This window comes from Paraburkholderia sp. J11-2, assembly GCF_905220185.1.
In the GTDB taxonomy this organism is placed as follows: Bacteria; Pseudomonadota; Gammaproteobacteria; order Burkholderiales; family Burkholderiaceae; genus Paraburkholderia.
This window is the reverse complement of sequence record NZ_CAJMYY010000007.1, coordinates 150,649-176,871: the sequence shown is the minus strand read 5'-3', so window position 1 is coordinate 176,871 and position 26,223 is coordinate 150,649. Positions and strand designations below refer to the sequence as shown.

Genomic DNA, 26,223 nt, shown 5'->3' with positions numbered 1-26,223 from the left:
CTGCCGCGCCCGCCTGGTTTCGCCGCCGCAAAGATCGTGCGATCACGTTGAGAGGGGGCGCGCGCGAAAGCCACTATGATTAGCGAATGGTGTCCACGTGCAGGAGACGATTCGTGGCAACGTACAAGGAACTCAAAGCGCAACTCGCGGAACTCGAGGCTCAAGCGGCGATTGCCCGTCAGCAAGAGTTCGAGACGGTTCTCGCCGATATCCGCGCAAAGGTGGCCGAATTCGGTTACACGGAGCAGGACATCTTTGGTAGTCGCCGTGGCAGGCCGGGGCTTTTGCATCACGCGGCGGCCCCGAAATATCGCGATCCCGCAAGCGGCGCGACCTGGTCCGGCAGGGGCCGCGCACCGAACTGGATCAAGGACGCGAAGAATCGCGACAAGTTTCTGATAAGCGAATAAGTTGCCTGATATCGGCAGTCAGACCGACGTCGTCCTCAAAAAAGGTCGCGCAGCGGCAGGCGACGCAAATCGTCGGTGACCGGAACGCTGGCAAGGACCACCAGCAGCATCGACAAAGGCACGCCCGCGGCAAATCCGAAATGGCGGAACGCCAGTGCGCCTAGCGTTCCGCCAAGCAAAAACATGCCGAGCAGGGAACCGAGTACGCGTACGCGCTGCATATCGGCTGCCACGTGCTCCGATCCTGAAGCCGGTACGCCCCAATTCCAGTACAGCGCCTTCCCCAATTCAATGCCCAGATCGGTCACGATGCCAGTCACATGCGTTGTGCGGATTTCTGCGTGCGAGATTTTCGTGATCATGGCGTTTTGCACGCCCATGACGTAACAGAGCACGGCAACCGTCAGCGGCACGAAGAGAACACGATGAATCTCGAGATTCGCGCCGAGCGCGGCGAAGCACAGGAGCAGGGCGGCTTCGAGCATGAGCGGCAGTGCGTAGACACTGCGCGCGCAACGGCGGCGTCCCCAGTTGATCAGAATGGCGGAAGTCGCGGCGCCACTCACAAAGGCAAGGACGGAACTGATTGCGGACAACGCGATGGCGCTATTGCCGAGCGCGGCGCTGTCGGCAAGAGACGAGACGATGCCCGACATGTGCGACGTGTATTGCCCAACGGCAAGGAACCCGCCGGCATTGATCGCGCCGGCGACCCAGGCCAGTGCGCGGCCGAGCCGCAGGTTGGCCTGCTCGGTGCGTTCGACGGAGGTGAAGCTGCGCAGATAGTGAATGGGCACGACGGCGTTCCGGGGCTACGAGCGTCGAAACGCACAGTCTACGATGCGTACGGATTGCATGGCCCCGCGCGATGCGGCGTTGGGGTGCGGTTGTTTGCCGCAGGGCCCGCCACGTTGTCGTGAATTCGTGTAGCTCGATTGCACGTGTCTTTGCCACGCACGAGCCGGGTTTTTGCGGTGCGCGTCGGTGGGAGATCGTTCAGGCTCGCGTGCGAGGCATCGTTTGGACGATCAATCGGTAAAGATTGTTGAGATTCTCACCGGTTGTCGCGAACAGATTGCGATTCGCGCTGAACGGCGCGTCGGTCTTCACGCGGTTCGACACCGACGTCTGTGCATTCGGCACGGTAACGCTGCGCCGTGCCGATACCAAAGCGATGCGGTCATGGCGAGCGCTCTTGACAGGCGCACGACCTCGCGCCGAACCTGGACCGCACGTCACTGCGCTGGCTCGTCGGGAGCCTCCTGTGCTCCCTTGCCGCTGCGCGTTGGGGTGAGTATCGGCGGCTCGTAGCCGCCCGTATCCACCGCGAAACCCGTTTTGGCCACGCCGGCCATACCAGCCGGCGGGCCGTAGTTGTTCGAAGCCCGTGCGGGACCGGCGCCGCTGCCCGTGCCGGTTATGGCTGGCGGACCGTAATCGGTCGCCGCCGCCGCGGCAGTGGGCCTCGGTACCGCAACAGGGGCCAAGACAGCCGGCGGCGGGGCGTTGTGTGCAATCGGCGTAGTGGCTGCCCCAGCGGTCGTGCTTCGGACCGAAGGGGTCACGTTCGTTGGCGCGGCGTAGTCGCTCCTGGGTGGTGCGGGCACCGCCGCCGCGCTCTTGGGGGCGTCCGAATCGAGGACGTGCGACGGTGGGTCGTACGCGTTCATAACCGGCGCGGGTGGGCGAGGTGGCACTATTTCGACTACGGCCGAAGGTGTACTCACGCCAAATGAGCTGCGGCCCAGATGTCCGCCAGGCCCGCTTGCACTCGCGCCGCCCGCGGAGCTACCCGCCCCCGAGTTGCCTGCGCCGGAGCTGCTTCCGCCGGAACCGCTTGCGCCAGCGCTGCTTCCACCAGAACTGCCCGCGCCCGAGCTACCTGCGCCGGAACTGCCTGCGCCGGAGCTGCCTGCGCCGGAGCCGCCCGCACCCGAACTGCCTGCGCCTGAGCTGCCTGCGCCTGAGCTGCCCGCGCCGGAGCCGCCCGCACCCGAGCTACCTGCGCCGGAGCTGCCTGAACCCGAGCCGCCTGCACCTGATCCGGAGCCCGATCCAGAGCTTGAGCCCGATCCGGAGCCTGAGCCGGAGCCAGCGCCCGACCCAGAGCCCGACCCAGAGCCCGACCCAGAGCCCGACCCAGAGCCGTGGCCACCGCCTGCGCCGTTCCCGCCACCGTTCCCACCGCCGTTCCCGCCGCCGTTCCCGCCGCCGTTCCCGCCGCCATTACCACCGCCGTTCCCACCGCCGTTCCCACCGCCGTTCCCGCCACCATTACCACCGCCGTTCCCACCGCCATTACCACCGGCCGCAGCATAGGCCGCGCCCGACAGGGCTAAAACGAGCACCCAGACCACGGCCTGCTTGATTGATCGGTTCATCGTCCCCCCCAATTTCGCGCAAGCCGACTCAAAAACCGCGTCTGGCTCGCGCAAAGCCGCTCCGCGCGTCGCTCCACAGGCGCGCAAGCGATATACCTCGACTCGCTCCCCTGGTGCGTCGTCGGCATTGTTCAGAGCAACTATCGTCGTTGCGGCCCCGCCGGTTACTAGCGGAGCGCAATAACGTATCGCTGCAAAGCGCGATGACTTGAAACGCAAGTCATCCACTACTTGATTTGCATTACGAAGCAATACGATTCATATGATCCACTCGCGCGGTCAACGCGGAGCCGCCTTATATGGATTGTCGGGGCTAACCGTTGCGATGGGGTGCGTTGGCGAAGAAATGCTAGCGAATGGCGGGGAAGGGACGCCCACGGCAGGGGACGGTAGCGCGCGAACAAAGCGCTTTCAACGCGCGAACCAGACGCCCCACATGCCTGCGCGGGGTCAGGCCCGGCAGCGTGCCCTAATGCGGAGTCACTGCGCGTGCATCTTCGCTGCCGCGAAACCGGTTTTCCGACTCGAACATGTGCCGCTTCAGCGCACGTACATTGTTGGCGACCCGCATCGCCTTAACCATCGCACCGAGCGCGAAGCGTCCGACAATGGGTCGTTGGATCGCGTCGCGCTCGTCGAACTGCTTGCGCGATTAAAGGCCATGCGGTTACGGGTGCCAGCGATAAACCACGATGCTCGATCCGTTGTAATTGTCTTTCGTGATCACGTATTCGCCGCTCGAGCGCAGGTACGCGCGTATGCCATACATCGAATCCACGTCGTTGCCGACATCGATTGCGGCTGGATTCGAGTTCGTCAGCGTCGTGACGAGACTGCCGGTGTCGAGGTCGAACACGTCGATATTCGGCACCGTATGCACGTAGCCGACGAACAGATAGTGTCCGGCCGCTGCGATCGATTTCGGATTCGGACTCGTGAGATCGATCACCGGACCCGGCGCGCTTGTGTTGCCCGCTTGCCAGCCGTGATAGACCTCGATGTGACCGTTCATCGCCGTCCAGTCCCAGCTTCCCGCAATGCCTTGCGCGAGGATCATCGTGTCGCTGTCCGCTTGATAAACAATGCGCGTGAGCGGCCGCACGGTGCGCGGAATCTGGATCGTACTGGCTGGGCCCCATGACGGTTTGCCGTTCGCGTCGAAGCCCGCTAGCGGGTAGTGGAATATCTGGTTGGTGCGGTCGAGACCGGCCCAGACGTCGCCATTGCCGTCGATCGCGAAGCCGCCCGTCACCTTCGTATTCGTATTGAACGCCTTGCCTGGAATCGAGCCGTCGGGAATGGCGATATACCCGCTAGACGGATGGAAATGAAAGAAGTTGAACGTGTCGGGATTCTGACCGGAGGCGACGAGAATGCGGTTGCCGCCCGCGACGACGAGTTGGCCGAAAAACTGGCCGCGCTGATAGTCGCTCATGTTCAGTCGCGGATCGGTCGGCCAGGTGAACGGATCGATCGTGTTCGCGACGAACGTGCCGCCTGACGTACCGGTGTAGATGGTGTTGCCGCTGTAGAAGTTCGCGCCGTCCGTTGCCGGGTCGGGCGCCGCGATGGCCTCGAAATTGAGCGCCTGCAATGTCCACTGCAGCGTGCCCGTTGAGTTGTACGAATGAATGTCGGTGCTGCCGTTGCGCCCGAGATCCCAGTCGCCACCCCACGCGTTATTGAGCACGTAGAGATTGCCGGCTGCGTCCTTGCCGATCCCGACGACGCGCGTGAAGCGCTTGTCGCCGACTTGCCCCTTGATGCCCGTGGTGGTGTCGAGATAGCCGCCCTGCACGCCGAAGGTGCCGACCAGCGCCGGCACACCGGTCAGGGTGTAACACTTGATGTTCATGTCGGGCCCTTGGTCGCCAACCAGCAGCTGATTCGTCGGTGCGTCGAAATCGAGCGCCGATGGACGGGCGCTCGCGGCCATCTGGATCGTGTTCAGCAGTGCGCCGCTTGGGCTGAACTGCGCGAGCACGCCAGCGTTTTCGCGCGCCACCCAAACGTTGCCGGCACCGTCGATGGCAAGTGCGCCGGGTTGCTGCACGCCGATGTCGCGCTGCCAGACGCCGTCGGTCGTGTACACGCGTACGCGGTTGCCGTAGTAGTCGCTGGCGTAGAGCAGTGTGCCCGCTGTTGCGAGACCCGTAATCACGTCTGCGTTCTGGATTCCGGTCCACGTGCTGACTGCAATGCGCAGGTCGCGCGCATTCGCGTTCCGGTTGTAGCGGCCCACGGAGCCGCTGCCGAATGCGCGGCTGTAACCGAGCGCGACGAAGATCGACGTCGCGTTGCCGGTAATGGCACTGCCCTGAAATTCGTCGTGCGCCCCGACGGTGCCACGCGCGGCGCCGTTCTGATAGAGCGAGCGCTACGCCGCCCGCGTTTTCGTCCCAGCGCGATGACGTGTAGATGACCCCCTCGGGCGCAACCCACATCGAGCGTGCGCCGTTACCAACGTGGGCGGCGAGCGTGCCAAACGTGTTGGCGAGCCAGTCGGTCGTGTATTGCGCGTGACTGGCGGGCGCAATGGCGGCGACGAAGACACCGATGAGTGCTGCACGAATCCGGCTTTTGGACATACGCCGTATTTCCCATAGACATCGCACCAGGATGGCGCGAATCGCGGCGCATAAAGTGACCGCACTGGAAGCACCGTTGCATCCAGGAGGTCATGCTTGTGCGCCCGTGCCTATGAAGTGTAGTCAGGAAATTGCGCTCGGCGTGTCAACCCGTTCATGGGTTTGGGTCAATGGTGCGCAGCGGATTGGCCAACGGTATGCGCGTTGAGTTGACGATGGTAAATACGTGTCGTCGCGACGAAGCCGCCATTCCGGAAAGCCCGGTAGCGGGGCACGGCGAAAGGCCGCCCCCTCTAACACGAGTTGCGTGGTTTGGAACATCGCCATGTGTTTGGCGAGCGTGAGTTAGTCAGGGCCGCGTAGCACGTGCGATGACTGCTCGCACGCGTCGCTCAACTCGAGCGCGTCTTGACGTAACGCCCGGGCGCGGGCTCGGTCGGCTGGAACTTCGCACTTCCAAGCTTTGTGCGCGCCTTGACTCGCCCACCCGCGTGCGGTTGCAGCCAGGCGATCCAGTGGTTCCACCATGTGCCTGAAGCCTGCTGCGCAGAGGCGAACCAACCATCGGCGTCACTTGCAGGGTTGCTGTTCACATCGCCGCCTGCCCAGTAGCACCGTTTGTTCTTCGTCGCCGGATTAATGACGCCAGCGATATGTCCGCTTGCCCCGAGCACGAACTGGGTCTCCCCGCCAAGAAGCTGGGTGCTGCGCCACGCCGATTTCCACGGAACGATGTGATCCTCCTGGGTTGCCAGCACATAGGCCGGCATGTCGACGCGGCCGAGGTCGACCGGAACGCCGCACATGGTGAGCTTACCGGGCACGCGCAGGTTGTTTTCAAGGTACATGTTGCGCAAATACCAGGTGTACATCGGGCCGGGCAGGTTGGTGCTATCCGCGTTCCAGTACAGCAGGTCGAAAGCCGCCGGGCTTTTCCCCTTCAAATAGTTGTTGATCACGTTAGGCCAGATCAGATCGTTGGCGCGCAGCATCTGGAACACGAAGCCGAGTTCCCGCCCCGGGTAGATGCCGCCGCTTCCGATCGCCCGCTCACGCTGCAACACGGTTTGCTCGTCGATGAATACACCGAGATCGCCCGGATCGGTGAAGTCGAGCATGGTCGTCAGCAGCGTCAGGCTCGCAACCTTTTCTTCTTCGCGCGCGCGTATCACCGCAAGCGCCGAAGAGAGGATCGTACCGCCCACGCACCAGCCTACCGTGTTGACCTTGTCCGCACCGGTAATGGCAAGGGCGATATCGATCGCCTCCATCACGCCCGATTCCAGGTAGTCGTCCCACGTCGTATGCGCGGTTTGCGCGTCGGGGTTGCGCCACGACACCATGAATACCGTTTGTCCCTGCTCGACAGCGAAGCGAACAAACGAGTTTTCAGGCTGCAGGTCGAGAATATAGAACTTGTTGATGCAAGGCGGCACGATGAGCAACGGGCGTTTGGCTACGTGCGTGCCAAGCGGGGCGTACTGGATCAGCTGAAACAGGGCGTTCTCGAAGACAACCGCCCCTTTGGACACAGCAACGTTCTGACCCACCTCGAAGGCGGCCTCGTCGGTAATCGTAATGGTGCCGCGGGCGAGGTCTCCAATCAGATTGGTCATGCCAGTCCGCAGGCTTTCGCCGTTCGACTCGATGGCCATGCGGATCGCCTCCGGGTTCGTGGCGGCGTAGTTCGTGGGGCTCGCAGCATCGATGAACTGGCGCATGAAAAAGCGCAGTCTGTGCTTTTCGCGTTCGTCATAGCCCGTCGCGCCGATCATGTCTTCGAGCAGGCCGCCATTGGCGAGGTAGCTCTGCCGCAGCAGGCTGTACCAGGTGTTGCTGGTCCACTCGTCCGCCCGAAACCGCTGGTCGCGGCATGCCTCGCTGCCTGCAGGCTGCAGGTTCAGCATGTTCGTCCACAGCGCCCACTGCTGCCCCCAGTAGCGAGAACCCGCTTCCTGCAACACGGCTGGCGCAACGGCTGCGCTCGCGGGAATACCGGCCAGCGCGTTCAGGAAGTCTTTCGCCGAGCGGGAAAATCCGTGCGCGACCTCGTCGGGCATATTGAAGAGATTGCTCATGCCCGTTCCAATGCAGTATTCGCGAAGTCGTTTGCCGAACGCTCTTCGATAGCGCGATCCGCGCGTGAAGTGGGCATGACGAGCGCGTCGCCGTCGATCACGACCTTGCCCTGCACGGTGCAGACGGTGTCCAGCACGACGCGCCGCTTGCCGGGAATGAGTTCGCGCACCGTCACGGTGGCTTGCACCGTGTCGCCCGGCCTCACGGGCGCCTTGAAGCGCAGATTCTGCCCGAGGTAGATCGTGCCGGGGCCAGGCAAGCGGCCGGCGATTGCGGCGGAAATAATGCTTGCACTGAGCATGCCGTGCGCAATGCGCCCCTTGAAGGGCGTCTTGCGCGAAAACTCTTCATCGATGTGCACGGCGTTGTTGTCTCCCGACGCGCCGGCAAACAGCACGATATCCGCATCGGTGATGGTCTTGGCGAAACTCGCACTCATGCCCGGTGCCAGATCTTCGAAGTCGTATCCTGCAATATCATTCATACGTTATCCTAAAGATATGATTGTCGCTTGATCTGTTGGGGCATGCGGCGAAGGCGGTTCACCTCACCTCGCGTAGCGCGGCGGAGGATGCTGTCGCGGCCCGACGATCATGTCGCGATTGTTCACACGAAATGTCGTCAGTACAGGGTTCGTGGTCGAATTCGCACAATACGGCAAACACGGATAACGCATTTATGATTGGACGCCACAGTTTTAAGATTTCGCGCCATCATCGGCTTCGGAACGGGGCGCAAAAAAGGCCGCAATCGGCACGCGCCACGTTTGCGCGAGCAGCACGCCAGCGAGCGCCACGCCGCCGCCCACGAGGTGATGCGCGTACAGCCGCTCGCCGAACGCGCCGACCGCGAGCACCGCGGTGAACACAGGCAACAGATTCATGTACATGCTGCAACGGTTCGGGCCGAGGTGCTTCACCCCTTGCATCCAGAAAAACGGCAGCACGACCGATGCGAGCGATCCGGCGTAGGCGATGAGCGGCAGGCTCGCGCGCGTGGGCAGCGCTTCGGCGAGCGGAAGGCGCGCCATCGGCACGAGCATGAAGAGCAACGCGGCGATCGCCTGGAAATAAGTCGATTGCCACGAAGGCAGTCCGACATGCCAGCGCCTGAGCAGCACGCCATAGAGTGCGTAGGCGGCGCTTGCGCAAAGCATCAGCAGATCGCCCGCATGCACGCCGCCCGCGAGCAGGGCGGCAGGACGCCCGCCCGTGATCAGCCACACGAGTCCCGCGAACGACAGCATGCCGCCAGTGGCCATGCCGGCCGTCGGCGTTTCGCCGAGCAACACGACCGAGAGCAGCAGGGTGAGCAGCGGCACGAGCGCGGTCATGATGGCCATGTTGGTGGCCGTTGTCGTTTTGGCGGCTTCGTAGGAGAGGCACTGGAACAGCGCCATTGCGAGCAGGCCGAGAAAGGCGAGCCTGGGCAGTTGCGCAATGATCGCCGCGCGGTTGCGCCACGCGCCCACGGGCACGAAGAGGCTCATCAGCGCGACGGCGAGCACGAGGCGCCAGAAGGTGATGGCGTACGGATCGATGGTGTGCGCGGACAGGCGCGACACCATGACGTTGCCGGACCACAGCGCAATCGCAGTAACCGGAAAGAGCGAATAGAGCGCGGAGCGCGAGGAAGCAGCGAGCATCGGGGTAGGTGTGCGAGTGGAATGAACCCGGAGATTGCGCGCCCAGAACGGGGGCTGTCTCGCGCTAGAATGGCAACTCCTGTCGCAAAACTGCCACCGAACATCAACTCAACTTCGACCCCGCGCCCACGCCGATGACTGTCCTCCCGCCGCCGGACGTGCACGTTCCCTTTGAAAACACGCCAATGCCGGTCGCGGCGCTCGCCGCCGACTACCCACACGGCGCGTTCGTCGCCACGCATAGCCATAGGCGCGCGCAGCTGCTCTATGCGGTCGAGGGTGTCATGCTGATCGAAGCGCAGGCGGGCCGCTGGGTCGTGCCGCCAACGCGTGCGGTATGGCTCGATGCCGGGCTCGAGCACACGGTACGCATGAGCGGCAACGTGCGCATGCGTACCGTGTTCGTGGAACCCGGCGCTGTAGCGGATCTGCCGCAAGGCAGCTGTGTGGTCGAGGTGCCGCCGTTACTGCGCGAATTGATTCTTGGCGCGGTGCAAGTGCCGCTCGACTACGCGCCGGGCGGCCGCCACGACCTGCTCATGCGTTTGCTGCTCGCCGAACTCGCGGTGATACCGCGACTGCCGCTGTATTTGCCCTGGCCTGCCGACGCGCGATTGCGCAAGCTTTGCGACGCGATCATCGCCGCGCCGGATGCGCCCCACGAAGTCGCGCATTGGGCGCACAGGCTGGGCATGGCGGAGCGCACGCTGCACCGCGCGTTCCAGCGCGAGACCGGCATGACGCTTGGGCGCTGGCGCCGGCATGCGCGGCTCTTTCTGGCGCTCGAGCGTCTTGCGCGAGGCGAGAAGATCGTGACCGTGGCGCTGGACCACGGTTATACGAGCCAGAGTGCGTTTGCCGCGATGTTCAAGCGGCATTTTGGTGTTGCGCCTTCCGAGTTTTACCGCTGAGATTAATTGAGCACGCGTTCATGCCAGCAAGACGGCGATCGGCACGACGTTGCCGATTTTCTTATTGCCCAGGCGAGCGCGCGCCACTTGCACGCAAGATCAATCGCACCACTTCCTCGGTGCTCGCCTCGAACCCCGCCGTGGAAAGTGCGCGCTTGCCCGAGAGCGCGCGAATTTGCGCCTCGAAATCGGCATAGTGCTGCGTGGTTGCCCAGATCATGAACAGGAGCGTCTTCGGATCGACGGGGGCAAGCAGTCCTTCGGCAATCCAGCGATCGATCAGCGTGACGCGTGTCTCCATCCATGGCTTCACGCGCTTGAGCAGGATGTCCTGCATATGCGTCGCACCACTAATGATTTCGTTCGCCCACACTTTCGACCCAAGCGGCCTGCGCCGCGAGAGTGCCATCTTCGCGCGCACATAACCGCCAATGGCTTCGACCGGATCGTCGCTCGCGTCGAAGGTGTTGGCGGCCGCATTCCATTCCTCGAACAGGTCGTCGAGCACGCGCCAGTAGAGCGCGAGCTTGGTCGGGAAGTAGTAGTGCAGATTCGCCTTCGGCAGGCCCGCGCGCTCGGCGATCAGCGCCGTGCTCGCGCCTTCGAAGCCGCGCTCGGCGAACACGGCCTCCGCGCAGGCGAGCAGATGCGCTTCGTTCGACTCGCGAATGGCGGCTTTGCGACGGCGCGGCTTGTGCGTTGCGTCAGCCGCTTCCCGTTCGTGCGCCGTGCCGCGCAGCGCGTGGGTCGCGGCTCGCGTGGTGGGTTCGTCGTCGCGCATGATGATCGGTCCGTTCAGAAGAAAAGAGGCGGCGCGCGGCTCCCGCGCCTTTGACGGCTTCATTGTAGTCACGATGTAAGCGCCTCGTGCATTCGCCGCACTCGGGGAAAACGCGTGGACCGGCGCGGGCGCTTTCGCGCACTGCAGCATCGATGGCACGCTTCTCGCTGGTAACACCGCATTGAATTCGCAAAGTTTATCGTCTACAACCTGTCCAATCGGACAGGATTCGCGGGGCGAGGTTTCGGCAATCGCGAAGAGTCACCGAGGCGTGCACCGCCATGGTTCTTCCCGCCCCAGAAGGTGGCACGAATGCACGTTTGACGAACACGCACAGGAGGACACGCATGAACGCAGTAAGCGAAGCCGCGCTGACGACCGCGATCCACGTGAATGGCCAGCGTTTGTGGGACAGCCTGATGGAAATGGCGAAAATCGGCGCCACGCCCAAAGGCGGGGTGTGCCGTCTCGCGCTGACCGACCTCGACAAACAGGGACGCGATCTTATCGTGCAATGGGCGAAAGAGGCGGGCTGTACGGTGAGCGTCGACCAGATGGGCAACGTCTTCATGCGCCGCGCGGGGCGCAACAACGACTTGCCGCCCGTGATGACCGGCTCGCATGCGGATTCGCAGCCCACGGGCGGGCGTTTCGACGGCATCTATGGCGTGCTGGGCGGGCTCGAAGTGATCCGCTCGCTCAACGATCACGGCATTCAGACCGAGCGCCCCGTTGAAACTGTGATCTGGACCAACGAAGAAGGCTCGCGTTTCGCGCCTGCGATGGTCGCCTCCGGCGTGTTTGCGGGCGTCTTCACGCTCGATTACGGACTTTCCCGCAAGGATGTCGATGGCAAGACCATCGGCGAGGAATTGCAGCGTATCGGCTACGCGGGCGAGCTGCCGTGCGGCGGGCGCAAGATTCACGCGGCGTTCGAGCTGCATATCGAGCAGGGGCCGATACTCGAAGCCGAAAACAAGACCATTGGCGTCGTGACGGATGCACAGGGCCAGCGCTGGTACGAAGTCGTGCTCACGGGGCAGGAAGCGCACGCGGGCCCCACGCCCATGCCGCGCCGCCGCGACGCGCTGCTGGGCGCCTCGCGCGTCGTGCAGCTCGTGAACGAAATTGGCCTGCGCCACGCGCCGCTCGCCTGTGCGACGGTCGGCATGATGCAGGTGCATCCGAATTCGCGCAACGTGATTCCGGGCCGCGTGTTCTTCACCGTCGATTTTCGCCATCCGCTGGACGACGTGCTTGCGCAGATGGACGCCGAACTGCGCGAAGGCATTGCGAAGATCGCAGAGCAAGGCAAGCTGGAAGCGCAGGTCGAGCAGATTTTCTATTACGCGCCGGTGCCGTTCGACAAGGCCTGCGTGAGTTCCGTGCGCGCGGCGGCGGAGCGCTTTGGCTATTCGAACCGCGAGATCGTATCGGGCGCGGGCCACGACGCGTGCTATCTCGCGACGGTCGCGCCGACTTCGATGGTGTTCGTGCCATGCATCGACGGCATCAGTCACAACGAGATCGAAGACGCGACGATCGACTGGATCGAGGCGGGTGCGAACGTGCTGCTGCACGCCATGCTCGAACGCGCGAGCGAGCCCGGCTGACGCTTTTGACGCTAGCGCAAGCGGCCTGAGAGCCGCGTTGTCATTCCCGTTGTCCCCACGTACCGGCTGTGCGTCCCGCACAGCCGGCGAGTCCGTGTTTTGCCTCGCAAGGAGCATCCGGATGTCCCAGCCCAACTCGAATGCCGCCGACGGCATCGCGCCTGGCCGCCTCACCGCCGAACAGCTAGGCTGCAACTTTGCCGACGTCGCGCCGCCGCTTTCCGCCAACGCCGCTGTCATTGCCGCCGACCGCTGCCACTACTGCTACGACGCGCCGTGCGTAGCGGCCTGCCCGACCGGCATCGATATTCCGGGCTTTATCCGCAAGATCGGCAACGGCAATCTCAAGGGCGCGGCGCGCGATATTCTGGGCGCAAACCCGCTGGGCGGCACGTGCGCGCGCGTGTGCCCAACCGAGATTCTCTGCGAAGGCGCATGCGTGCGCAATCATCAGGATGGCGAACCAGTGCAGATCGGCGCGCTGCAGCGCCATGCCACCGACTTCCAGATGGCGCGCGAAGCCGCCGGTGCACCGGCGCTCTTCAAGCGCGCCAGCGAGACGGGGCGCCGCGTTGCCGTGGTCGGGGCCGGGCCGGCAGGGCTTGCTTGCGCGCATACGCTTGCGCTTGCCGGGCACTGCGTGAGCGTGTTCGACGCGCGCGAAAAGGCGGGCGGCCTCAATGAATACGGCATCGCGGCATACAAGGTCGTCGACGACTTTGCGCAGCGCGAAGTGCAATGGCTGCTTTCCATCGGCGGGATCGAAATACATCAGGGGCAGCGCCTTGGCCGTGACATCACCCTAACGGAGCTGCGAGCCGCGTATGACGCCGTATTCATTGGCGTGGGCCTCGGCGGCACGCAAGCGCTTTCCATCGAAGGCGAAGCGCTCGATGGCGTGCTCGATGCCGTGGAATTCATCGCACGCCTGCGCGAAGCCAGCGATCTCTCCACGCTGGCCGTGGGCCGCAAGGTGGTGGTGATCGGCGGCGGCAATACGGCCATCGACGCCGCCGTGCAAAGCCGCAAGCTGGGCGCGGAGCAGGTGACGCTTGTGTATCGGCGCGGCGCGGCGCAGATGAGCGCTACCTGGGCCGAACAGGCATTCGCTCGCGCACAGGGCGTGGCGCTGGTCGAATGGATGAAGCCGCTGCGCATTACGGGCGACACGCGCGTGCAGACCGTGGAGTTCGAGCGCACAGTGCTCGACGCAGGCGGTGCGCTGCGAGGCACCGGAGAAATGGTGCGTGTGGAGGCCGACATGGTGTTGAAAGCCATTGGCCAAAAGCTCGTGCCCGAAGGCCTGGCTGGCCTTGATGGCCTGCAGCTGAGCGCAGGCGATGCGCGTATCGCCGTGGATGCGGACGGCGCGACGTCCATCGAAGGCGTATTCGCTGGCGGCGACTGCGCGGGCCACGGTGCAACCGACCTCACGGTACAGGCCGTGCAGGACGGCAAGCTCGCTGCGCGCGCGATCGACCGCTACCTTGCGAGTCAGTCCGCCAGAGCAGCTTGAACTGCGCGGCTTGAACTGCGCGATCAACACATCGAAACCAGACAATTCGAAGGAGTCGCATCATGGCCGACCTGCGTTGCACGATCGCCGGCATTGAATCGCCCAACCCGTTCTGGCTCGCGTCTGCGCCGCCCACCGACAAGGCCTACAACGTCAACCGCGCCTTCGAGGCGGGCTGGGGCGGGGTGGTGTGGAAAACACTCGGGCTCGACCCGCACGTAGTGAACGTAAGCTCGCGCTATGGCGCGACCACCTGGCGCGGCCAGCGCATTGCCGGGCTGAACAACATCGAGCTCATTACCGACCGGCCGCTCGACGTGAACCTCAAGGAAATCGCGCAGGTGAAGCGCGATTGGCCCGACCGCGCGCTTATCGTCTCGCTGATGGTGCCGTGCACCGAGCAAGACTGGAAGTGGATCTTGCCGCTGGTGGAAGACACCGGCGCCGACGCGGTGGAGCTGAACTTCGGTTGCCCGCATGGCATGAGCGAGCGCGGCATGGGCGCGGCCGTGGGCCAGGTGCCCGAATACATCGAAATGGTCACGCGCTGGGTGAAGGAGGGCACGCGCCTGCCTTGCCTCGTGAAGCTCACGCCCAATGTGACCGACATACGCCATGGCGCGCGTGCCGCGATGAAGGGCGGCGCGGACGGCGTCTCGCTCATCAATACGATCAACTCGATCGTGGGCGTCGATCTCGACGTGATGGCGCCGCTGCCCACCGTGGATGGAAAAGGCACGCACGGCGGCTACTGCGGCCCCGCCGCGAAGCCCATTGCGCTTCACATGGTCGCGGAAATCGCGCGCGACCCGCAAACACACGGCCTGCCTATATCCGGCATTGGCGGCATTTCCGACTGGCGCGACGCCGCCGAATTCATCGTGCTCGGTGCGGGAAGCGTGCAGGTCTGCACCGCGGCGATGCATTACGGATTCCGAATCGTCAGCGACATGATCGATGGCCTCTCCAACTGGATGGACGACAAGGGCTACGCGAATCTCGACGCCATTCGCGGCCGCGCGGTGCCCAACGTCACCGACTGGCAGTACCTGAACCTCAACTACGACATCAAGGCGCGCATCGACCAGGACCGCTGCATTCAGTGCGGCCTGTGCCATATCGCCTGCGAGGACACGTCGCATCAGGCCATTACCGCCACGCGCGACGGCAAGCGCCACTTCGAAGTGGTCGACGCGAATTGCGTCGGGTGCAATTTATGCATGCATGTCTGCCCGGTCGACCAATGCATCACGATGGAGCGCGTCGACTCGGGCCGCTACGCGAACTGGACCACGCATCCGAATAACCCTGCACGCGTGGCCGACCCGAAGGCCGCCTGACGCATTGAAACCGCACTGAGCCGAACCGAACGAAACGAAAGAAACCAACGACAAGCCACGGAGAACCGCAACCATGAGTCAACCCTTGACTGGCGACGCCAGCGCGCGCCGCGCCGAAAGCGAGTTATACAACGACGATCTCGCGCCAACCGGCGCTGCGCAGCGCACGTGGCGCTGGTATCACTTCGCGGCGCTCTGGGTGGGCATGGTGATGAACATCGCCTCGTACATGCTCGCGGCGGGGCTCACCGAGCAGGGCATGTCGCCGTGGCAGTCGGTGCTCACGGTGCTGCTCGGTAATCTCATCGTGCTCGTGCCGATGTTGCTGATTGGCCACGCAGGCACGAAATACGGCATTCCCTATGCTGTGCTCGTGCGTTCCTCGTTCGGCACCCAGGGCGCGAAGCTGCCTGCCATGCTGCGCGCCATCGTGGCGTGCGGCTGGTACGGCATCCAGTCGTGGCTGGGCGGCAGCGCCATCTATACGCTCATCAATATCCTCACGCATAACGCGCTGGTGGGCGACGCGCTGCCGTTTCTCGGCATTTCTATCGGCCAGGGCGCGTGCTTCCTTGTGTTCTGGGTGCTGCAGCTTTATTTCATCCTGCACGGCACCGATTCGATCCGCTGGCTCGAAAGCTGGTCCGCACCCATCAAGGTCGTGATGTGCGTGGTGCTCGTGTGGTGGGCCTGTTCGAAGGCAGGCGGGGTGGGTTCGATGCTCTCGCAACCCTCCCAGTTCGTCGCGGGCGGCAAGAAGGCGGGGCTCTTCTGGGCGACGTTCTGGCCCAGCCTCACGGCCATGGTGGGCTTCTGGGCCACGCTTGCGCTCAACATTCCCGACTTCACGCGCTTCGCGAAAACGCAGAAGGACCAGTTTGTCGGCCAGGCCATCGGCTTGCCTATTCCGATGGCGCTGCTTTCGGTGGTTTCCGTGGTCGTGACTTCGGCGACGGTGGTGATCTACGGCAAGGCGATCTGGGACCCTATCGACCTCACGAGCCGCATGGAAGGCGTTGGCGTGGGCATCGCGCTCGTCATCCTCACGCTCGACACGATGTGCTGCAATCTCGCCGCCAATCTTGTCGGCCCGGCCTACGACTTTTCCAGCCTCTGGCCCAAAGCCATTTCGTACAAGGCGGGCGGCCTGATTACCGCGGGCATCGCCATTGTGATGATGCCGTGGAAGATTCTCGCCACCACGCAGGGCTACATCTTCACCTGGCTCGTCGGCTATTCGGCGCTGCTCGGGCCCGTGGCGGGCATTCTCATCGTCGACTACTTTCTCGTACGCGGCACGCGCCTGAATACGGCCGAGCTATTCGAAGAAAGCGGCGAATACGCTTACTCGAACGGCTGGAATATGGCAGCGGTGATCGCCCTCGTCCTGGGCGTGCTGCCCAACCTGCCGGGATTCCTCAACACCGCGTTTCCGAACGCGTTTCCCTCCGTGCCCGACGCGTTCAAAAGCATCTACACCTATGCGTGGTTCGTGGGGCTTGCCATTGCGGCGATCGTGTACGGCGTGATGATGAAGCTCGGCAAGAGCCGGAGGCCGAGCGTGGCGAGCGCTTGAGGCATGGCGGCGTGAAATCGTTCAACTGAAGGAGACATGGCATCATGGCGATCCTGATTCGAGGCGGCACCATCGTCAATGCGGACAAGAGCTGGCGCGCGGACGTGCTGTGCGAAAACGGCGTGATCCAGGCCGTGGGCGAGAACCTCGACGCGCCTGCGGGCGCGACCGCGGTCGACGCGGGCGGCCAGTACGTGATGCCGGGCGGCATCGACCCGCACACGCATATGGAACTGCCGTTCATGGGCACGACGGCTAGCGACGACTTCTACACGGGCACGGCGGCCGGCCTCGCGGGCGGCACGACGTCGATCATCGATTTCGTGATTCCGAGCCCTAAGCAGCCACTCATGGACGCGTTTCGCGAATGGCGCGGCTGGGCCGAAAAGGCCGCCGCCGACTACGGCTTTCATGTGGCGGTCACGTGGTGGGACGACAGCGTGCATCGCGACATGGGGCTGCTCGTGAACGAACACGGCGTGTCGAGCTTCAAGCACTTCATGGCATACAAGAACGCCATCATGGCCGACGACGAGATTCTCGTGAACAGCTTTGCGCGTTCGCTGGAACTGGGCGCGTTGCCCACTGTGCATGCCGAAAACGGCGAACTCGTCTTCCAGTTGCAACGTCAGTTGCTTGCGCGCGGCTTCACGGGGCCGGAGGCGCATCCGCTTTCAAGGCCGCCGGAAGTCGAAGGCGAGGCGGCGAATCGCGCCATTCGCATTGCGCAGGTGCTGGGCGTGCCGGTGTACATCGTGCATGTCTCGGCGAAAGACGCGCTCGAAGCCATCGCCCGTGCACGCAGCGAAGGGCAGCGCGTGTTCGGCGAAGTGCTCGCCGGGCATCTGGTGATCGACGAGTCCGTCTATCGCGACCCGGACTGGACGCGCGCGGCCGCCCATGTCATGAGCCCGCCGTTCCGCACGAAAGAGCATCGCGACGCGCTTTGGCGCGGCCTTCAGGGCGGGTTGCTGCACACCACGGCGACCGACCACTGCGTGTTCTGCGCTTCGCAAAAGGCAATGGGCCGCAACGATTTCACAAGGATTCCGAACGGATGCGGCGGTGTGGAAGATCGCATGGCGGTGTTATGGGATCAGGGCGTGAACACGGGAAGGCTTACGCCAAACGAGTTCGTGCGGGTGACCTCCACGAACGCCGCGCAGATATTCAACCTGTACCCGCGCAAGGGCGCGGTGGCCGTTGGCGCCGACGCCGATCTGGTCGTGTGGGACCCGGAGGCCACGCGTACGATCTCGGTGAAGACGCATCACCAAAACGTCGACTTCAACGTCTTCGAAGGCATGACGGTGCGCGGCGTGCCCACGCACACGGTCTCGCAAGGCGAACTCGTGTGGGCGAACGGCGATCTGCGTGCGCGGCGCGGCGCCGGGCGTTACCTGAAGCGTCCGGCGAATCCCGGTTATCTGCAGGCGTCGCGGCTTGCGAAGAGCTTGAAGGAAACGCAACCGGTGCATCGTGAGGGCGATGCGTCCTGACGTCGACCGTTGTTTCAAGGCACCAGACTTCTCACGTAGTTGATCGGGGCGTGATCCGCGAGGTCGCGCACCACGACGTTACCGATGCGCCACGCGCAATTGAGCAGATAGTCGTCGCGCGCGGCGCTTCGGTCAGCTTGCACGAAGGCGTCGTCTGCGTGCGGCGCAAGCTCGCCCTCGCGCGTGATGTAGTTCGACGCTCCCGCGTGGACGTATCCGCTAAGCGTAGGCGGCGGCAAATCGGTGATGAGATCGCAGCAGTCGACATAGCGCGTGATGTGCAACCCGTTGAGTGTTGCGACAAACGCCGCGTTGCCCACTCGCGGCGAGCCGATCGTCACGAGGGCGCTTGGCTTGCATAGGCTGGCGAAGAGCGTCGCGATGGCCGCACCAAGGCTATGGCCCGTTAATATGAGTTGCGATCGAGTCGGCCCGGTCTTCTGCAACCAGTTCTCCACTGCGCTGCGCAAGCCGCGGGCAGCGCCCGCAAATCCAGCGTGAACCTGGCCAGCGCTTTCCGGCCAGTCCGTCAAGTTGAATTTCAGATCATCCGCGATATCGCTAATCGACTGCGGGTCCGTTCCGCGGAAGGCGAGGATGGCGAGGCCGTCGGCTTGCCTCACGGCGCCAAATCCGTGCACGTCATCGCCTGCAAAGTTGAAGGTGACAGCGCCTTGAAAACCGACCAGAGCGAGCGCTTGGTCGAGCTGTTGGCGTTCAGCGGCGCCATTCTCGTAGCGTATGTAGGCAAGGCGGGCGAATTCGGCACACAGTCCGTCGATGTCATAGTTGACACCGGCGGTGAACACTGTTGGCCTGAGTCCCGGTGAGTTGAGCGCGTTGAGCGACGGATCGTAGGGGATAGTCGGCATGTGTACCTCCATTTTCGCGTTGAGCTTCTTCTTTGTTGCCACGCATTCGCGGGGCAATGGCAGATCACTGCGGGGCTCGAATCGATAAAGCGGGCATAGAATCGCTTCCGGGATAAAAGCGCTTCAAAAGCGTGCCGCTTACTGCATTAGATTGCGCATCTGCGAGTAGCCCAACTCGCGATGCGATTCCCACTGGATGTCGTCGAAAAACTGGTTCGCCGTGGTCTCGTTCGGAAACGTGCGGTTCTGCTTGCGATACTCCCGCACGTCGGGCGGCGCGGCAGACGTGACGCGCGGCTTGATGACCAGTATCTGTCCGTCGCTTGCGTCGGCGAACTTGACGGCAAACTGGAGCGCGAGAAACTTGCGCTTCTTCCTGAATTCCCCGATCGACAGGGCGATATGGGCCGGATTCAGGCGCAATGACGACGGGAGCGAAAGCCGTGTGGCCGGCTCGCGAATTTCGGCGCCGAAATCGACGCGCGCGCGGCGAATCAGGTTAGCGATATCGCCGAACCGGTATTTCGGATCGTAGCCATTGTCGATCAGCACAATGAATTTCAGCTTACGCCTTAGCAATTCATAGGCGCCCGTGTTTTCGAAATGACCGCCGTCGGTGAGATACCAGCGTCGGCCACGAGGTCCGTCGAATTCGCCCATCAGTTCGTCCATGAGGCAGAACTGCGTGCCGAAGAGCTTCTCGGAGAGAAAACGGTGAGGGAGGTTCGCATCGGGTATCGGTACACGCTTGCGCTCGAAGTTCACCGCACCGAACCGGAACGGCTTCGAATACGTGTCCCACCAATAGCCCAGGCGGATATTGGCCACGCCAAGCAGCAGCGAGTAGCCGACGTGCGTATTCTGGCCGAGCCCGGTGCTCACAGCCGCACCGGAAATGGCGACCCAGTCTCCTAGCGTCATCGATTCGAGCCAGATGTCACGCGTGCGCAAGTCGCCGCGCACGTAACACGCCGGCGTCGAAATATCATTCGCGCTTTCCCATTCGCACTCGAGCACGCCGAGCCTCGCGCCCACGGTCATGCCTGCTGGTCCGATACTGAAGGCGAGCCCCCGCGCGCCGCGCTGCACCAGCGACGAGTCCCAGTCGATCGTCTTGTTGATCGTCGCGTTGATGAGATGCACCGGCGCATGGCTGCGTGAGTGGAAATATTCTCCCATCGTGATGCTGTCGCCGGCTACGAGATTGGTCACATCGCGCATGGCGGGCGTGCGCAACCGCTCGGCATTCGTTGCGCCCAGGAAAGCGCGGGTGAGTCGTGTGCTATAGAGCCGCTGATAAGTCGAGAGGTTCAGGAACTGAATGCACAGGCCGTCGACGATCGCGAGCATGAGAAAGGCGACGCACAGGATCGCCATGCGCGTGGCGTAGTCGTGCCCGTTGCCGTAATGCCGCCATATGACCATCGAGATCGAAAGGGCCACGGCGGACCAGAACGCCAGCGTCGCGAGCGCGGCGAAGATGGCGGCGACCGAAGCGAGAACGAGGCGCGGAATCTTGGCCAGACCGCCGACGATGTTGTCGCCTTGCGCTAACAGGAACCGCGCGAGAGTCCATAGCACCGCCCCGATGCCGGCCAGCGCGCCCAGCGGGCCGGAGTTCGTCGCGCTAAGGAAGTTCATGGAGACATGGCGAGTGGCCTCGTATGCGAGGCCGCCGAGCGCGTCGACGAGTGCGAGAAGCAGCAACCAGAGCACGATCTGAATTGGACCGGCGCCGACACGATGTCCACAGAGGCGAAGCGGTGTTGTGAACGCGTTCGTGAGCGCATTGCGCAAGCGGTCGACGAAGGCGCGGCTGTCCGAGCGCGGCGAAGAGGAGGGCGTCGACCCGCGGAACCACGATTTTCCGGAGCCGCTGCCGCGCTTGCCGACATACAGCCATGCAATGATGAGATACAGGGTGCCGAGCACGCCGGTGCTGATGACGAATATCGCAGCGAGAAGTTTGCCGGATGGATGCTTGAGCTGGCCCAGAAGGAGGGTTGCGATCGGCTTTGACGATCCGTGGTTGAAGATGACGATCGTGCTGACGGCCAATGCGGTGACCACGAAGAGCGAGATGAATGGCAGCCACTTGCCGACGAAACCCGTTTTCTGCGCGAGGTTCTGGGTCAGCCAGTAGGCGCGGCTGAGCGGAGAGAAAACAAATGCGGCGATGAAGACGGCGATGGACGCGGGCAACAGCGAGCGGGCCCACCAGATGTCGGGCACGGCCGACTGCAGCGGCGCCCACCAGGGGTCGCCCACGATCAGCGGCGAACACCAGACGTCGGGTACGGACGAGAGCAGCGGAGACCAGCACACTTCCGGCGAAACCAGCTGCAATTGCTTTAGACCGGCTGTGGCCATCGATGGATGCGTCAACCAGGTCGCCGGGTGCGGCGAGAGTACGTAGAACCACCAGACGTTCGATGCTGGCGAGGGCGGCCCGAGGAGCTGCTCCGCCAGGCCGTGCGCGGCGAAGTCCAGCAGGCCAAACGCAAGGAGGATAGTCAGGAGCGATACGCCGATTACGTACTGCACGGCGAACCAGTTTCTCATCGAGAACACGAGATATTGAAGGTAGTCCTTCAAGCCGTTCGGCACGAGATAGTTGCAGTTGTCGCGCAAATAGGCGATGGGCGTGACCGCGTTCGCAGCGTCAGGCTGCGCGTCCGGGCATAGTTTGCCCGACGCGCTTTTGGCTTGGTCGATATAAGCCGACTTTTCAAGCTGCAGGTTTCCGGCGCGCAGTTCGTCCGGAACGAAAAGACTGCCATAGAATGCGCCGATGTAGCTGCCGCCGGATACCGTGGATAGATAGTCGAAATGCTTGAGCGTACCCTTGTCCGCCATCGCCTGAAGGATACCTAACGAAAATACGGCGCTTCGTATGCCGCCGCCCGAGATGGCCAGGCCGCAGGCATCGGTGGCATGAGGCAACGCGGGAAGGCCGACCGCATGCCGGTGTCGCTCGACCTGCGCGTGCTCGCGGCGGGAGAAGTCCGTGGGCAATTGCCAGGACGGCGCGGGTGGGGGCGTCGGCGCCCTGGCGCGTTTGGAGGCGGGCCGCAGTAGGGTCCTGACAAGGAACGAGAGGAGGCCCGGCATCATTCACTCCTGTTCTCTGGACGATGAACGGCGCAGCACTTGTCGCAGTGGCAGGACAGACAGGCGCAGAACGCGAGACCGTGGCGTGTTCGAACTGCGGCGGCGAGCCCTGGCATGCGCGCAAGCCCGCCCGCCGGCTGCTACCGAAGCGGTGCTGGAACCGGGCGAACGTGAAGCGCTAACGGCAGGCGCTTTGCAGATGCGCTTTCGAACACATATGAGGAAATTAAAGGCCGGATAGTGGGACGCGTATGTGATCTGGCGAACACAAGCAGCGCAAACACTTGAGGTAACTCACGTAGCGCTGGGCGCTTGACCATGAGATCGTGTGGTGAGCGACTGGTTTGCTTACAACGTGCGGGTAGGCGTCGGCGCGGTCAATGCCGACTCAATCGTCAATCAAACGCGCTTATTCTGTATCGTCTGCCATGAATGGTTTTATAGATGATGGAGAACGGGCATTCGCTCAATATGGCGCTGATCAGAGACTCGTTATTGCAATAAATTTCCTCGGGGCCAACGGCACGAATGCCATGCACGATCGAATGATAGTCACCGTTGAATGCCAGGCGGCAATCGACTCTCCACTCCTGCTTCAGGTTCAATGGGTAGTTAGCGTCGTCGATGGCCAATGTTTTTTTATACCGTTGATCGTCCAGCAGTGCCGCTTGCGCCTTCGCGAAATCATCGAGGCACTCGTGGCTGGTGACATAGCGCTCCCATGGCAAAACCGCGTGGACTGACGAACAGTCTTTGTAGTAGTCCGCTTGTGCTCTGCTGTTTGCGTGGTGCACCAGTGTCAGCACCCTGATCGAAGACTCGTCTTTAACAAGGGAAAGCAAATAATCGCGGCAATTGGCCAGCGTATATCCCACGCCGGCAACGTCGTCCACCAGCAGGATTCTCTTGCCTTCCTTGATGCAGGCGTCGACAAGATCGAGCGCTTTCTTGTTTTTGATCTCGGCCTTAGCTTCGCGCCGATCGTAGTGAACAAAGTCCACGGGCAGGCCCAACATCTGCGAAAGCATCAGGGCGGGTATGGCGCCGCCTCGCAAGATGCCGAGTATCAAACCCACGTTTTCGTGACTCAGTGGGTCTCTTCTGGACAGGCAAAACGTTTCTATGTCGTCGTAGCCATAGAAGTAGACGGGGCGTTTGGCGAACTCGGTGTCCATCTATTTTTGCTCCATCTTAAGGGCGAAATTCAGGCTCACGTGGCGTCAATTCATCTACAGCGAAAGCGGCAGCGCAAGATGCCGCGCGTACATCAGATCGCGATGTTCAAGCAAAATGGGATCCAGCGCCGCGTCGGTCTCGGGGTCGCGCATTTCGAATGCGGCCCTCACGCTCGCGTCCATCGGACACACATCATCCGGTAGCGGGCGGAAAAGTCCGACAACACTGGCACTGTAGACATCGACCGCGGTCACGGTATTGCCGATGTAATACGAGGACCCCGCCGCCCGCTGCGCCTTCAGACGCGCGGCCAGCATTCCCAGCACGGCGGTTACGCGCCCGGTCGCCGCCGCGCCGGTTTCCTGGCTGTACCCATATTTCTTGCCCAGATATTTCGCGACCCGCTCGGGGAAGCCGCCGCTATTGTGCAAACCTGCATGAATGAGCTGCAAACGGCGCGACCATCCCAAACCGCACTCGCCGCACAGTTCATGCGCGAGGCCAAAAGCCAGAGCGCGCTCCGCGGGGTCGTCCGGCAGCAACGAAGGCGTGGGCACCAGCCGTTCCGCGAGCAGAAGAATATCCGCCCAACCGCGGCGCGGCCGCTCCTGTCCAACCATGAGCACGGGCGCGCTCAACTCCCCGGTCCACTTTTTCAGGGTCTCGCTGTCGTAGGCGAGTCGCACGGCGGCCCACTCGATACCCTTGATATGCAGGATGCCCTTGGCCGCCTCGCTCCAGGGGCTAGGAACGCCGCCGACCACGACCATGCGCAATCCGTCCCGCTGGACTGCTGTTTCGACATCGATATATTCGAACGGCATCGATCTGCTCCCTCAAGGCCGAGTCCAGGTCGATTCCTGGACCACCGTGCGCGAAGCGTCACTGTACGCTATTGAGCCGCCGTTCGAGCGAGCGTCACTGCGAGTGCGGCGCGTTGCCTTGCTTGAGCGTTGGATCGAGCAACGCGTCCTTTACGTCAAGCGAAGACGTTTGCCCGAGATTCGCGTAGTCATGTTCGAGCCATCCGTCCGCCACCTCGCGTCCGCGCTCGAACAGCGCCTTGAGCAACGACCAGGACGTACTGCTCTTGGAGACGAAGCCGAACTTCGCGAGAAAGTCGTCGTCGCGAATCAGATGGAAGCGGACGGTCTTGTAGCGGCTTTTGCTTGCGGCTTCCTCGCCAACCGAGTCGAGCACGCGGTTGACCGCTTCGATCGCGTTGATCTCCAGCACGACGGAGGCGTTGAAACCGATTTCGTTGAGCCGCTCCAGAATGCCGCGTGCGTTTTTAGGCGGCATGTCGTGGCGCGCGAACGGATTCACGAGAATCAGGATCAGGTCCTGCGCGTGGGCGATCAGCGGGGCCAACGGCGGATTGCCCAGATAGCCGCCATCCCAGTACGGCACGCCGTTGACCTCCACGGTACGGAATTCGCTCGGCAGGCACGCGGAGGCGCGCAGCACCTCGACGGAGATGTCGGGCTGCGTGAAGATGGCGCGTTCGTTGGTTCGTACATTGGTCGCGCAAATGAAAAGCTGCGGGGCGCCGCGCGTTGTGTTGAGCGTGGAGAGAGCCGTTTTCGAAAGTGTGGCGTGGATCAGCGGGCCGAGCGGATCGCGATAAAAGGGATTGTTGTAAGGCGAGGCGACGAGCCCCACGACCTCCGTGAAAATGGCGCCGGGACTCCAGTCGATATTCCAGCCGCCGAACGGCCCAGGCTCGGAAAAGCCGAAGAGGGCATTGCCGGCCAGCGTGCCGGCGCGCGACACCGCTTCCCAGAAGGTGCGAAGCATCTCGCGCGCTTTCGCGGCGCCGCCGGTGGCGAGGCCCGCTGCGCACAGCGCCGCATTGATGCCGCCCGCGCTCGCGCCGCTGATCGCCGCGACATTGAGTGGCGTTCCCTGCGATGTCGCTTCGAGCAGTCGATCGAGCACGCCCCACGTGAACGCGCCGTGCGAGCCTCCGCCTTGCAGCGCGAGCGCGACTTTGGGGCCGGACTGTTGCACACCGCTCGGGGATTGCTCGGTCGCCATGGCTTTTCTCTCGTCGTCATCGCGTTGCTGGCCATCGTACGCGCGAGCGGGAATGCGCGTGCTATGGATGCTGCGTCAGCAACGGGTGAGGGCGGGCGTCGCTTCCTCCAGCGCATGCGTCAGCAGGGCGATTGCCAGTCGTTCACCGGCGGCATTGGCCGGAATGCGTCCGTCGAGCGCCAGCGTCGCCAGGCCGTGAACCAGTCCCCAGCAGGCAAGTGCTCCGGCCTCGGCCCAATTCGGCGCCAGTTCCGCCACCCGACGCGCCATCAGTGTGTAAGCGCCCCGGCAGTCACCGTGGGGCAGCGCGAGTCCCGCGCCATCTGCGAACATCAGCCGGAACAGCGCAGGATGCGCGCGGGCGAAGGCAACGTAGGCCAGGCCCTGCGCCGTGAGCGCTTCGTGCGCGTTGTCCACTTGATCCGCGCGCGCGGCGTCTGCTTCCAGCATGGCAAAGCCCTTGAGCGCGACGGCGCCCATCAGCGCGGCCTTGTCCTCGAAATGGCGATAGGGCGCCATCGCCGAAACACCGGCTGCCCGCGCAACGGCACGCAGGCTGACGTCGCTCTCGCCCTGTTCGAGCAGGGCCAACGCGCAGTCAACCAGCCGGTCACGCAAGGACGAAATCGAATCGCTCATGGCTGTTTACACTGTAATCATCGAGGACTATGCTTACAGCGTAAGCAGC

General features: G+C 63.2%; 19 protein-coding genes and 1 pseudogene. 7 read left to right on the top strand and 13 right to left on the bottom strand.

The window, feature by feature from the left end; all coding sequences use genetic code 11:
- Positions 1 to 113: 113 nt before the first annotated feature.
- Complete coding sequence (locus U5A57_RS12210) at positions 114 to 410, top strand: H-NS histone family protein (RefSeq protein ID WP_321911130.1); 297 nt, start codon at positions 114 to 116, stop codon at positions 408 to 410.
- Between the two features lie 35 nt (positions 411 to 445).
- On the opposite strand, the gene U5A57_RS12205 is transcribed toward U5A57_RS12210, so the two are convergent.
- The 6 genes and pseudogenes from U5A57_RS12205 to U5A57_RS12180 form a co-directional block, all read right to left on the bottom strand.
- Positions 446 to 1,207 (bottom strand): YoaK family protein, encoded by a 762-nt coding sequence (locus tag U5A57_RS12205; RefSeq protein WP_321911129.1) that lies wholly within the window; start codon positions 1,205 to 1,207, stop codon positions 446 to 448.
- A 438-nt stretch (positions 1,208 to 1,645) separates the two neighbouring features.
- Positions 1,646 to 1,897 carry a hypothetical protein gene (locus U5A57_RS12200; RefSeq protein ID WP_321911127.1) on the bottom strand — a complete coding sequence of 84 codons (252 nt, stop codon included), beginning with the start codon at positions 1,895 to 1,897 and terminating at the stop codon, positions 1,646 to 1,648.
- Between the two features lie 1,561 nt (positions 1,898 to 3,458).
- Positions 3,459 to 5,379, bottom strand: a pseudogene (locus U5A57_RS12195) (SMP-30/gluconolactonase/LRE family protein).
- A 392-nt stretch (positions 5,380 to 5,771) separates the two neighbouring features.
- The gene (locus U5A57_RS12190; protein ID WP_321911125.1) at positions 5,772 to 7,457 is read right to left on the bottom strand and encodes a class I poly(R)-hydroxyalkanoic acid synthase; all 1,686 of its coding nucleotides are present in this window, start codon (positions 7,455 to 7,457) and stop codon (positions 5,772 to 5,774) included.
- Positions 7,454 to 7,942, bottom strand: a complete 489-nt coding sequence (locus U5A57_RS12185) for a MaoC family dehydratase (protein ID WP_321911124.1) — start codon at positions 7,940 to 7,942, stop codon at positions 7,454 to 7,456. The genes U5A57_RS12190 and U5A57_RS12185 overlap by 4 nt, the downstream gene beginning before the upstream one ends.
- A gap of 213 nt (positions 7,943 to 8,155) precedes the next feature.
- A complete protein-coding gene (locus U5A57_RS12180) occupies positions 8,156 to 9,103 on the bottom strand; it encodes a DMT family transporter (protein WP_321911122.1) in 948 nt (315 codons plus the stop codon).
- Positions 9,104 to 9,237: 134 nt separating this feature from the next.
- Between U5A57_RS12180 and U5A57_RS12175 the strand changes: the two genes are divergently transcribed.
- Complete coding sequence (locus U5A57_RS12175) at positions 9,238 to 10,014, top strand: helix-turn-helix transcriptional regulator (protein ID WP_321911121.1); 777 nt, start codon at positions 9,238 to 9,240, stop codon at positions 10,012 to 10,014.
- Positions 10,015 to 10,075: 61 nt separating this feature from the next.
- Here U5A57_RS12175 and U5A57_RS12170 read toward each other — a convergent pair whose 3' ends face one another.
- On the bottom strand, positions 10,076 to 10,795 hold the full coding sequence (locus U5A57_RS12170) for a TetR/AcrR family transcriptional regulator (protein ID WP_321911327.1): 720 nt from the start codon (positions 10,793 to 10,795) through the stop codon (positions 10,076 to 10,078).
- A gap of 347 nt (positions 10,796 to 11,142) precedes the next feature.
- Between U5A57_RS12170 and U5A57_RS12165 the strand changes: the two genes are divergently transcribed.
- From U5A57_RS12165 to hydA, 5 genes are all read left to right on the top strand, one after another.
- Positions 11,143 to 12,408, top strand: a complete 1,266-nt coding sequence (locus U5A57_RS12165) for a Zn-dependent hydrolase (RefSeq protein WP_321911120.1) — start codon at positions 11,143 to 11,145, stop codon at positions 12,406 to 12,408.
- Between the two features lie 121 nt (positions 12,409 to 12,529).
- Complete coding sequence (locus U5A57_RS12160; protein ID WP_321911118.1) at positions 12,530 to 13,924, top strand: NAD(P)-dependent oxidoreductase; 1,395 nt, start codon at positions 12,530 to 12,532, stop codon at positions 13,922 to 13,924.
- Between the two features lie 62 nt (positions 13,925 to 13,986).
- Positions 13,987 to 15,264, top strand: coding sequence for an NAD-dependent dihydropyrimidine dehydrogenase subunit PreA (preA, locus tag U5A57_RS12155; RefSeq protein WP_321911116.1), 1,278 nt, complete (start codon positions 13,987 to 13,989; stop codon positions 15,262 to 15,264).
- A gap of 73 nt (positions 15,265 to 15,337) precedes the next feature.
- A complete protein-coding gene (locus tag U5A57_RS12150) occupies positions 15,338 to 16,840 on the top strand; it encodes an NCS1 family nucleobase:cation symporter-1 (protein ID WP_321911115.1) in 1,503 nt (500 codons plus the stop codon).
- Between the two features lie 44 nt (positions 16,841 to 16,884).
- Positions 16,885 to 18,339 carry a dihydropyrimidinase gene (gene hydA / locus U5A57_RS12145; RefSeq protein WP_321911114.1) on the top strand — a complete coding sequence of 485 codons (1,455 nt, stop codon included), beginning with the start codon at positions 16,885 to 16,887 and terminating at the stop codon, positions 18,337 to 18,339.
- 14 nt (positions 18,340 to 18,353) lie between these two features.
- Here hydA and U5A57_RS12140 read toward each other — a convergent pair whose 3' ends face one another.
- From U5A57_RS12140 to U5A57_RS12115, 6 genes are all read right to left on the bottom strand, one after another.
- Positions 18,354 to 19,211: a lipase family protein gene (locus U5A57_RS12140; RefSeq protein ID WP_321911113.1), complete on the bottom strand. Its 858-nt coding sequence runs from the start codon at positions 19,209 to 19,211 to the stop codon at positions 18,354 to 18,356.
- Between the two features lie 138 nt (positions 19,212 to 19,349).
- Positions 19,350 to 22,325: a patatin-like phospholipase family protein gene (locus U5A57_RS12135; protein ID WP_321911111.1), complete on the bottom strand. Its 2,976-nt coding sequence runs from the start codon at positions 22,323 to 22,325 to the stop codon at positions 19,350 to 19,352.
- Between the two features lie 392 nt (positions 22,326 to 22,717).
- Positions 22,718 to 23,497, bottom strand: coding sequence for a phosphoribosyltransferase (locus tag U5A57_RS12130; protein ID WP_321911110.1), 780 nt, complete (start codon positions 23,495 to 23,497; stop codon positions 22,718 to 22,720).
- Between the two features lie 54 nt (positions 23,498 to 23,551).
- Entirely contained in the window at positions 23,552 to 24,322 is a 771-nt protein-coding gene (locus U5A57_RS12125; RefSeq protein ID WP_321911109.1) for a hypothetical protein, read from the bottom strand.
- Between the two features lie 94 nt (positions 24,323 to 24,416).
- Positions 24,417 to 25,535 (bottom strand): patatin-like phospholipase family protein, encoded by a 1,119-nt coding sequence (locus U5A57_RS12120; RefSeq protein WP_321911108.1) that lies wholly within the window; start codon positions 25,533 to 25,535, stop codon positions 24,417 to 24,419.
- 75 nt (positions 25,536 to 25,610) lie between these two features.
- Positions 25,611 to 26,174 carry a TetR/AcrR family transcriptional regulator gene (locus U5A57_RS12115; RefSeq protein ID WP_321911106.1) on the bottom strand — a complete coding sequence of 188 codons (564 nt, stop codon included), beginning with the start codon at positions 26,172 to 26,174 and terminating at the stop codon, positions 25,611 to 25,613.
- Between the last annotated feature and the right edge of the window lie 49 nt (positions 26,175 to 26,223).

Bases quoted from the DNA above. Each gene is read 5' to 3' on its own strand.
- U5A57_RS12190 (WP_321911125.1), bottom strand. From the start codon at position 7,457: ATGAGCAATCTCTTCAATATGCCCGACGAGGTCGCGCACGGATTTTCC.
- U5A57_RS12185 (WP_321911124.1), bottom strand. From the start codon at position 7,942: ATGAATGATATTGCAGGATACGACTTCGAAGATCTGGCACCGGGCATG.
- U5A57_RS12180 (WP_321911122.1), bottom strand. From the start codon at position 9,103: ATGCTCGCTGCTTCCTCGCGCTCCGCGCTCTATTCGCTCTTTCCGGTT.
- U5A57_RS12175 (WP_321911121.1), top strand. From the start codon at position 9,238: ATGACTGTCCTCCCGCCGCCGGACGTGCACGTTCCCTTTGAAAACACG.
- U5A57_RS12170 (WP_321911327.1), bottom strand. From the start codon at position 10,795: ATGCGCGACGACGAACCCACCACGCGAGCCGCGACCCACGCGCTGCGC.
- U5A57_RS12165 (WP_321911120.1), top strand. From the start codon at position 11,143: ATGAACGCAGTAAGCGAAGCCGCGCTGACGACCGCGATCCACGTGAAT.
- U5A57_RS12160 (WP_321911118.1), top strand. From the start codon at position 12,530: ATGTCCCAGCCCAACTCGAATGCCGCCGACGGCATCGCGCCTGGCCGC.
- preA (WP_321911116.1), top strand. From the start codon at position 13,987: ATGGCCGACCTGCGTTGCACGATCGCCGGCATTGAATCGCCCAACCCG.
- U5A57_RS12150 (WP_321911115.1), top strand. From the start codon at position 15,338: ATGAGTCAACCCTTGACTGGCGACGCCAGCGCGCGCCGCGCCGAAAGC.
- hydA (WP_321911114.1), top strand. From the start codon at position 16,885: ATGGCGATCCTGATTCGAGGCGGCACCATCGTCAATGCGGACAAGAGC.
- U5A57_RS12140 (WP_321911113.1), bottom strand. From the start codon at position 19,211: ATGCCGACTATCCCCTACGATCCGTCGCTCAACGCGCTCAACTCACCG.
- U5A57_RS12135 (WP_321911111.1), bottom strand. From the start codon at position 22,325: ATGATGCCGGGCCTCCTCTCGTTCCTTGTCAGGACCCTACTGCGGCCC.
- U5A57_RS12130 (WP_321911110.1), bottom strand. From the start codon at position 23,497: ATGGACACCGAGTTCGCCAAACGCCCCGTCTACTTCTATGGCTACGAC.
- U5A57_RS12125 (WP_321911109.1), bottom strand. From the start codon at position 24,322: ATGCCGTTCGAATATATCGATGTCGAAACAGCAGTCCAGCGGGACGGA.
- U5A57_RS12120 (WP_321911108.1), bottom strand. From the start codon at position 25,535: ATGGCGACCGAGCAATCCCCGAGCGGTGTGCAACAGTCCGGCCCCAAA.
- U5A57_RS12115 (WP_321911106.1), bottom strand. From the start codon at position 26,174: ATGAGCGATTCGATTTCGTCCTTGCGTGACCGGCTGGTTGACTGCGCG.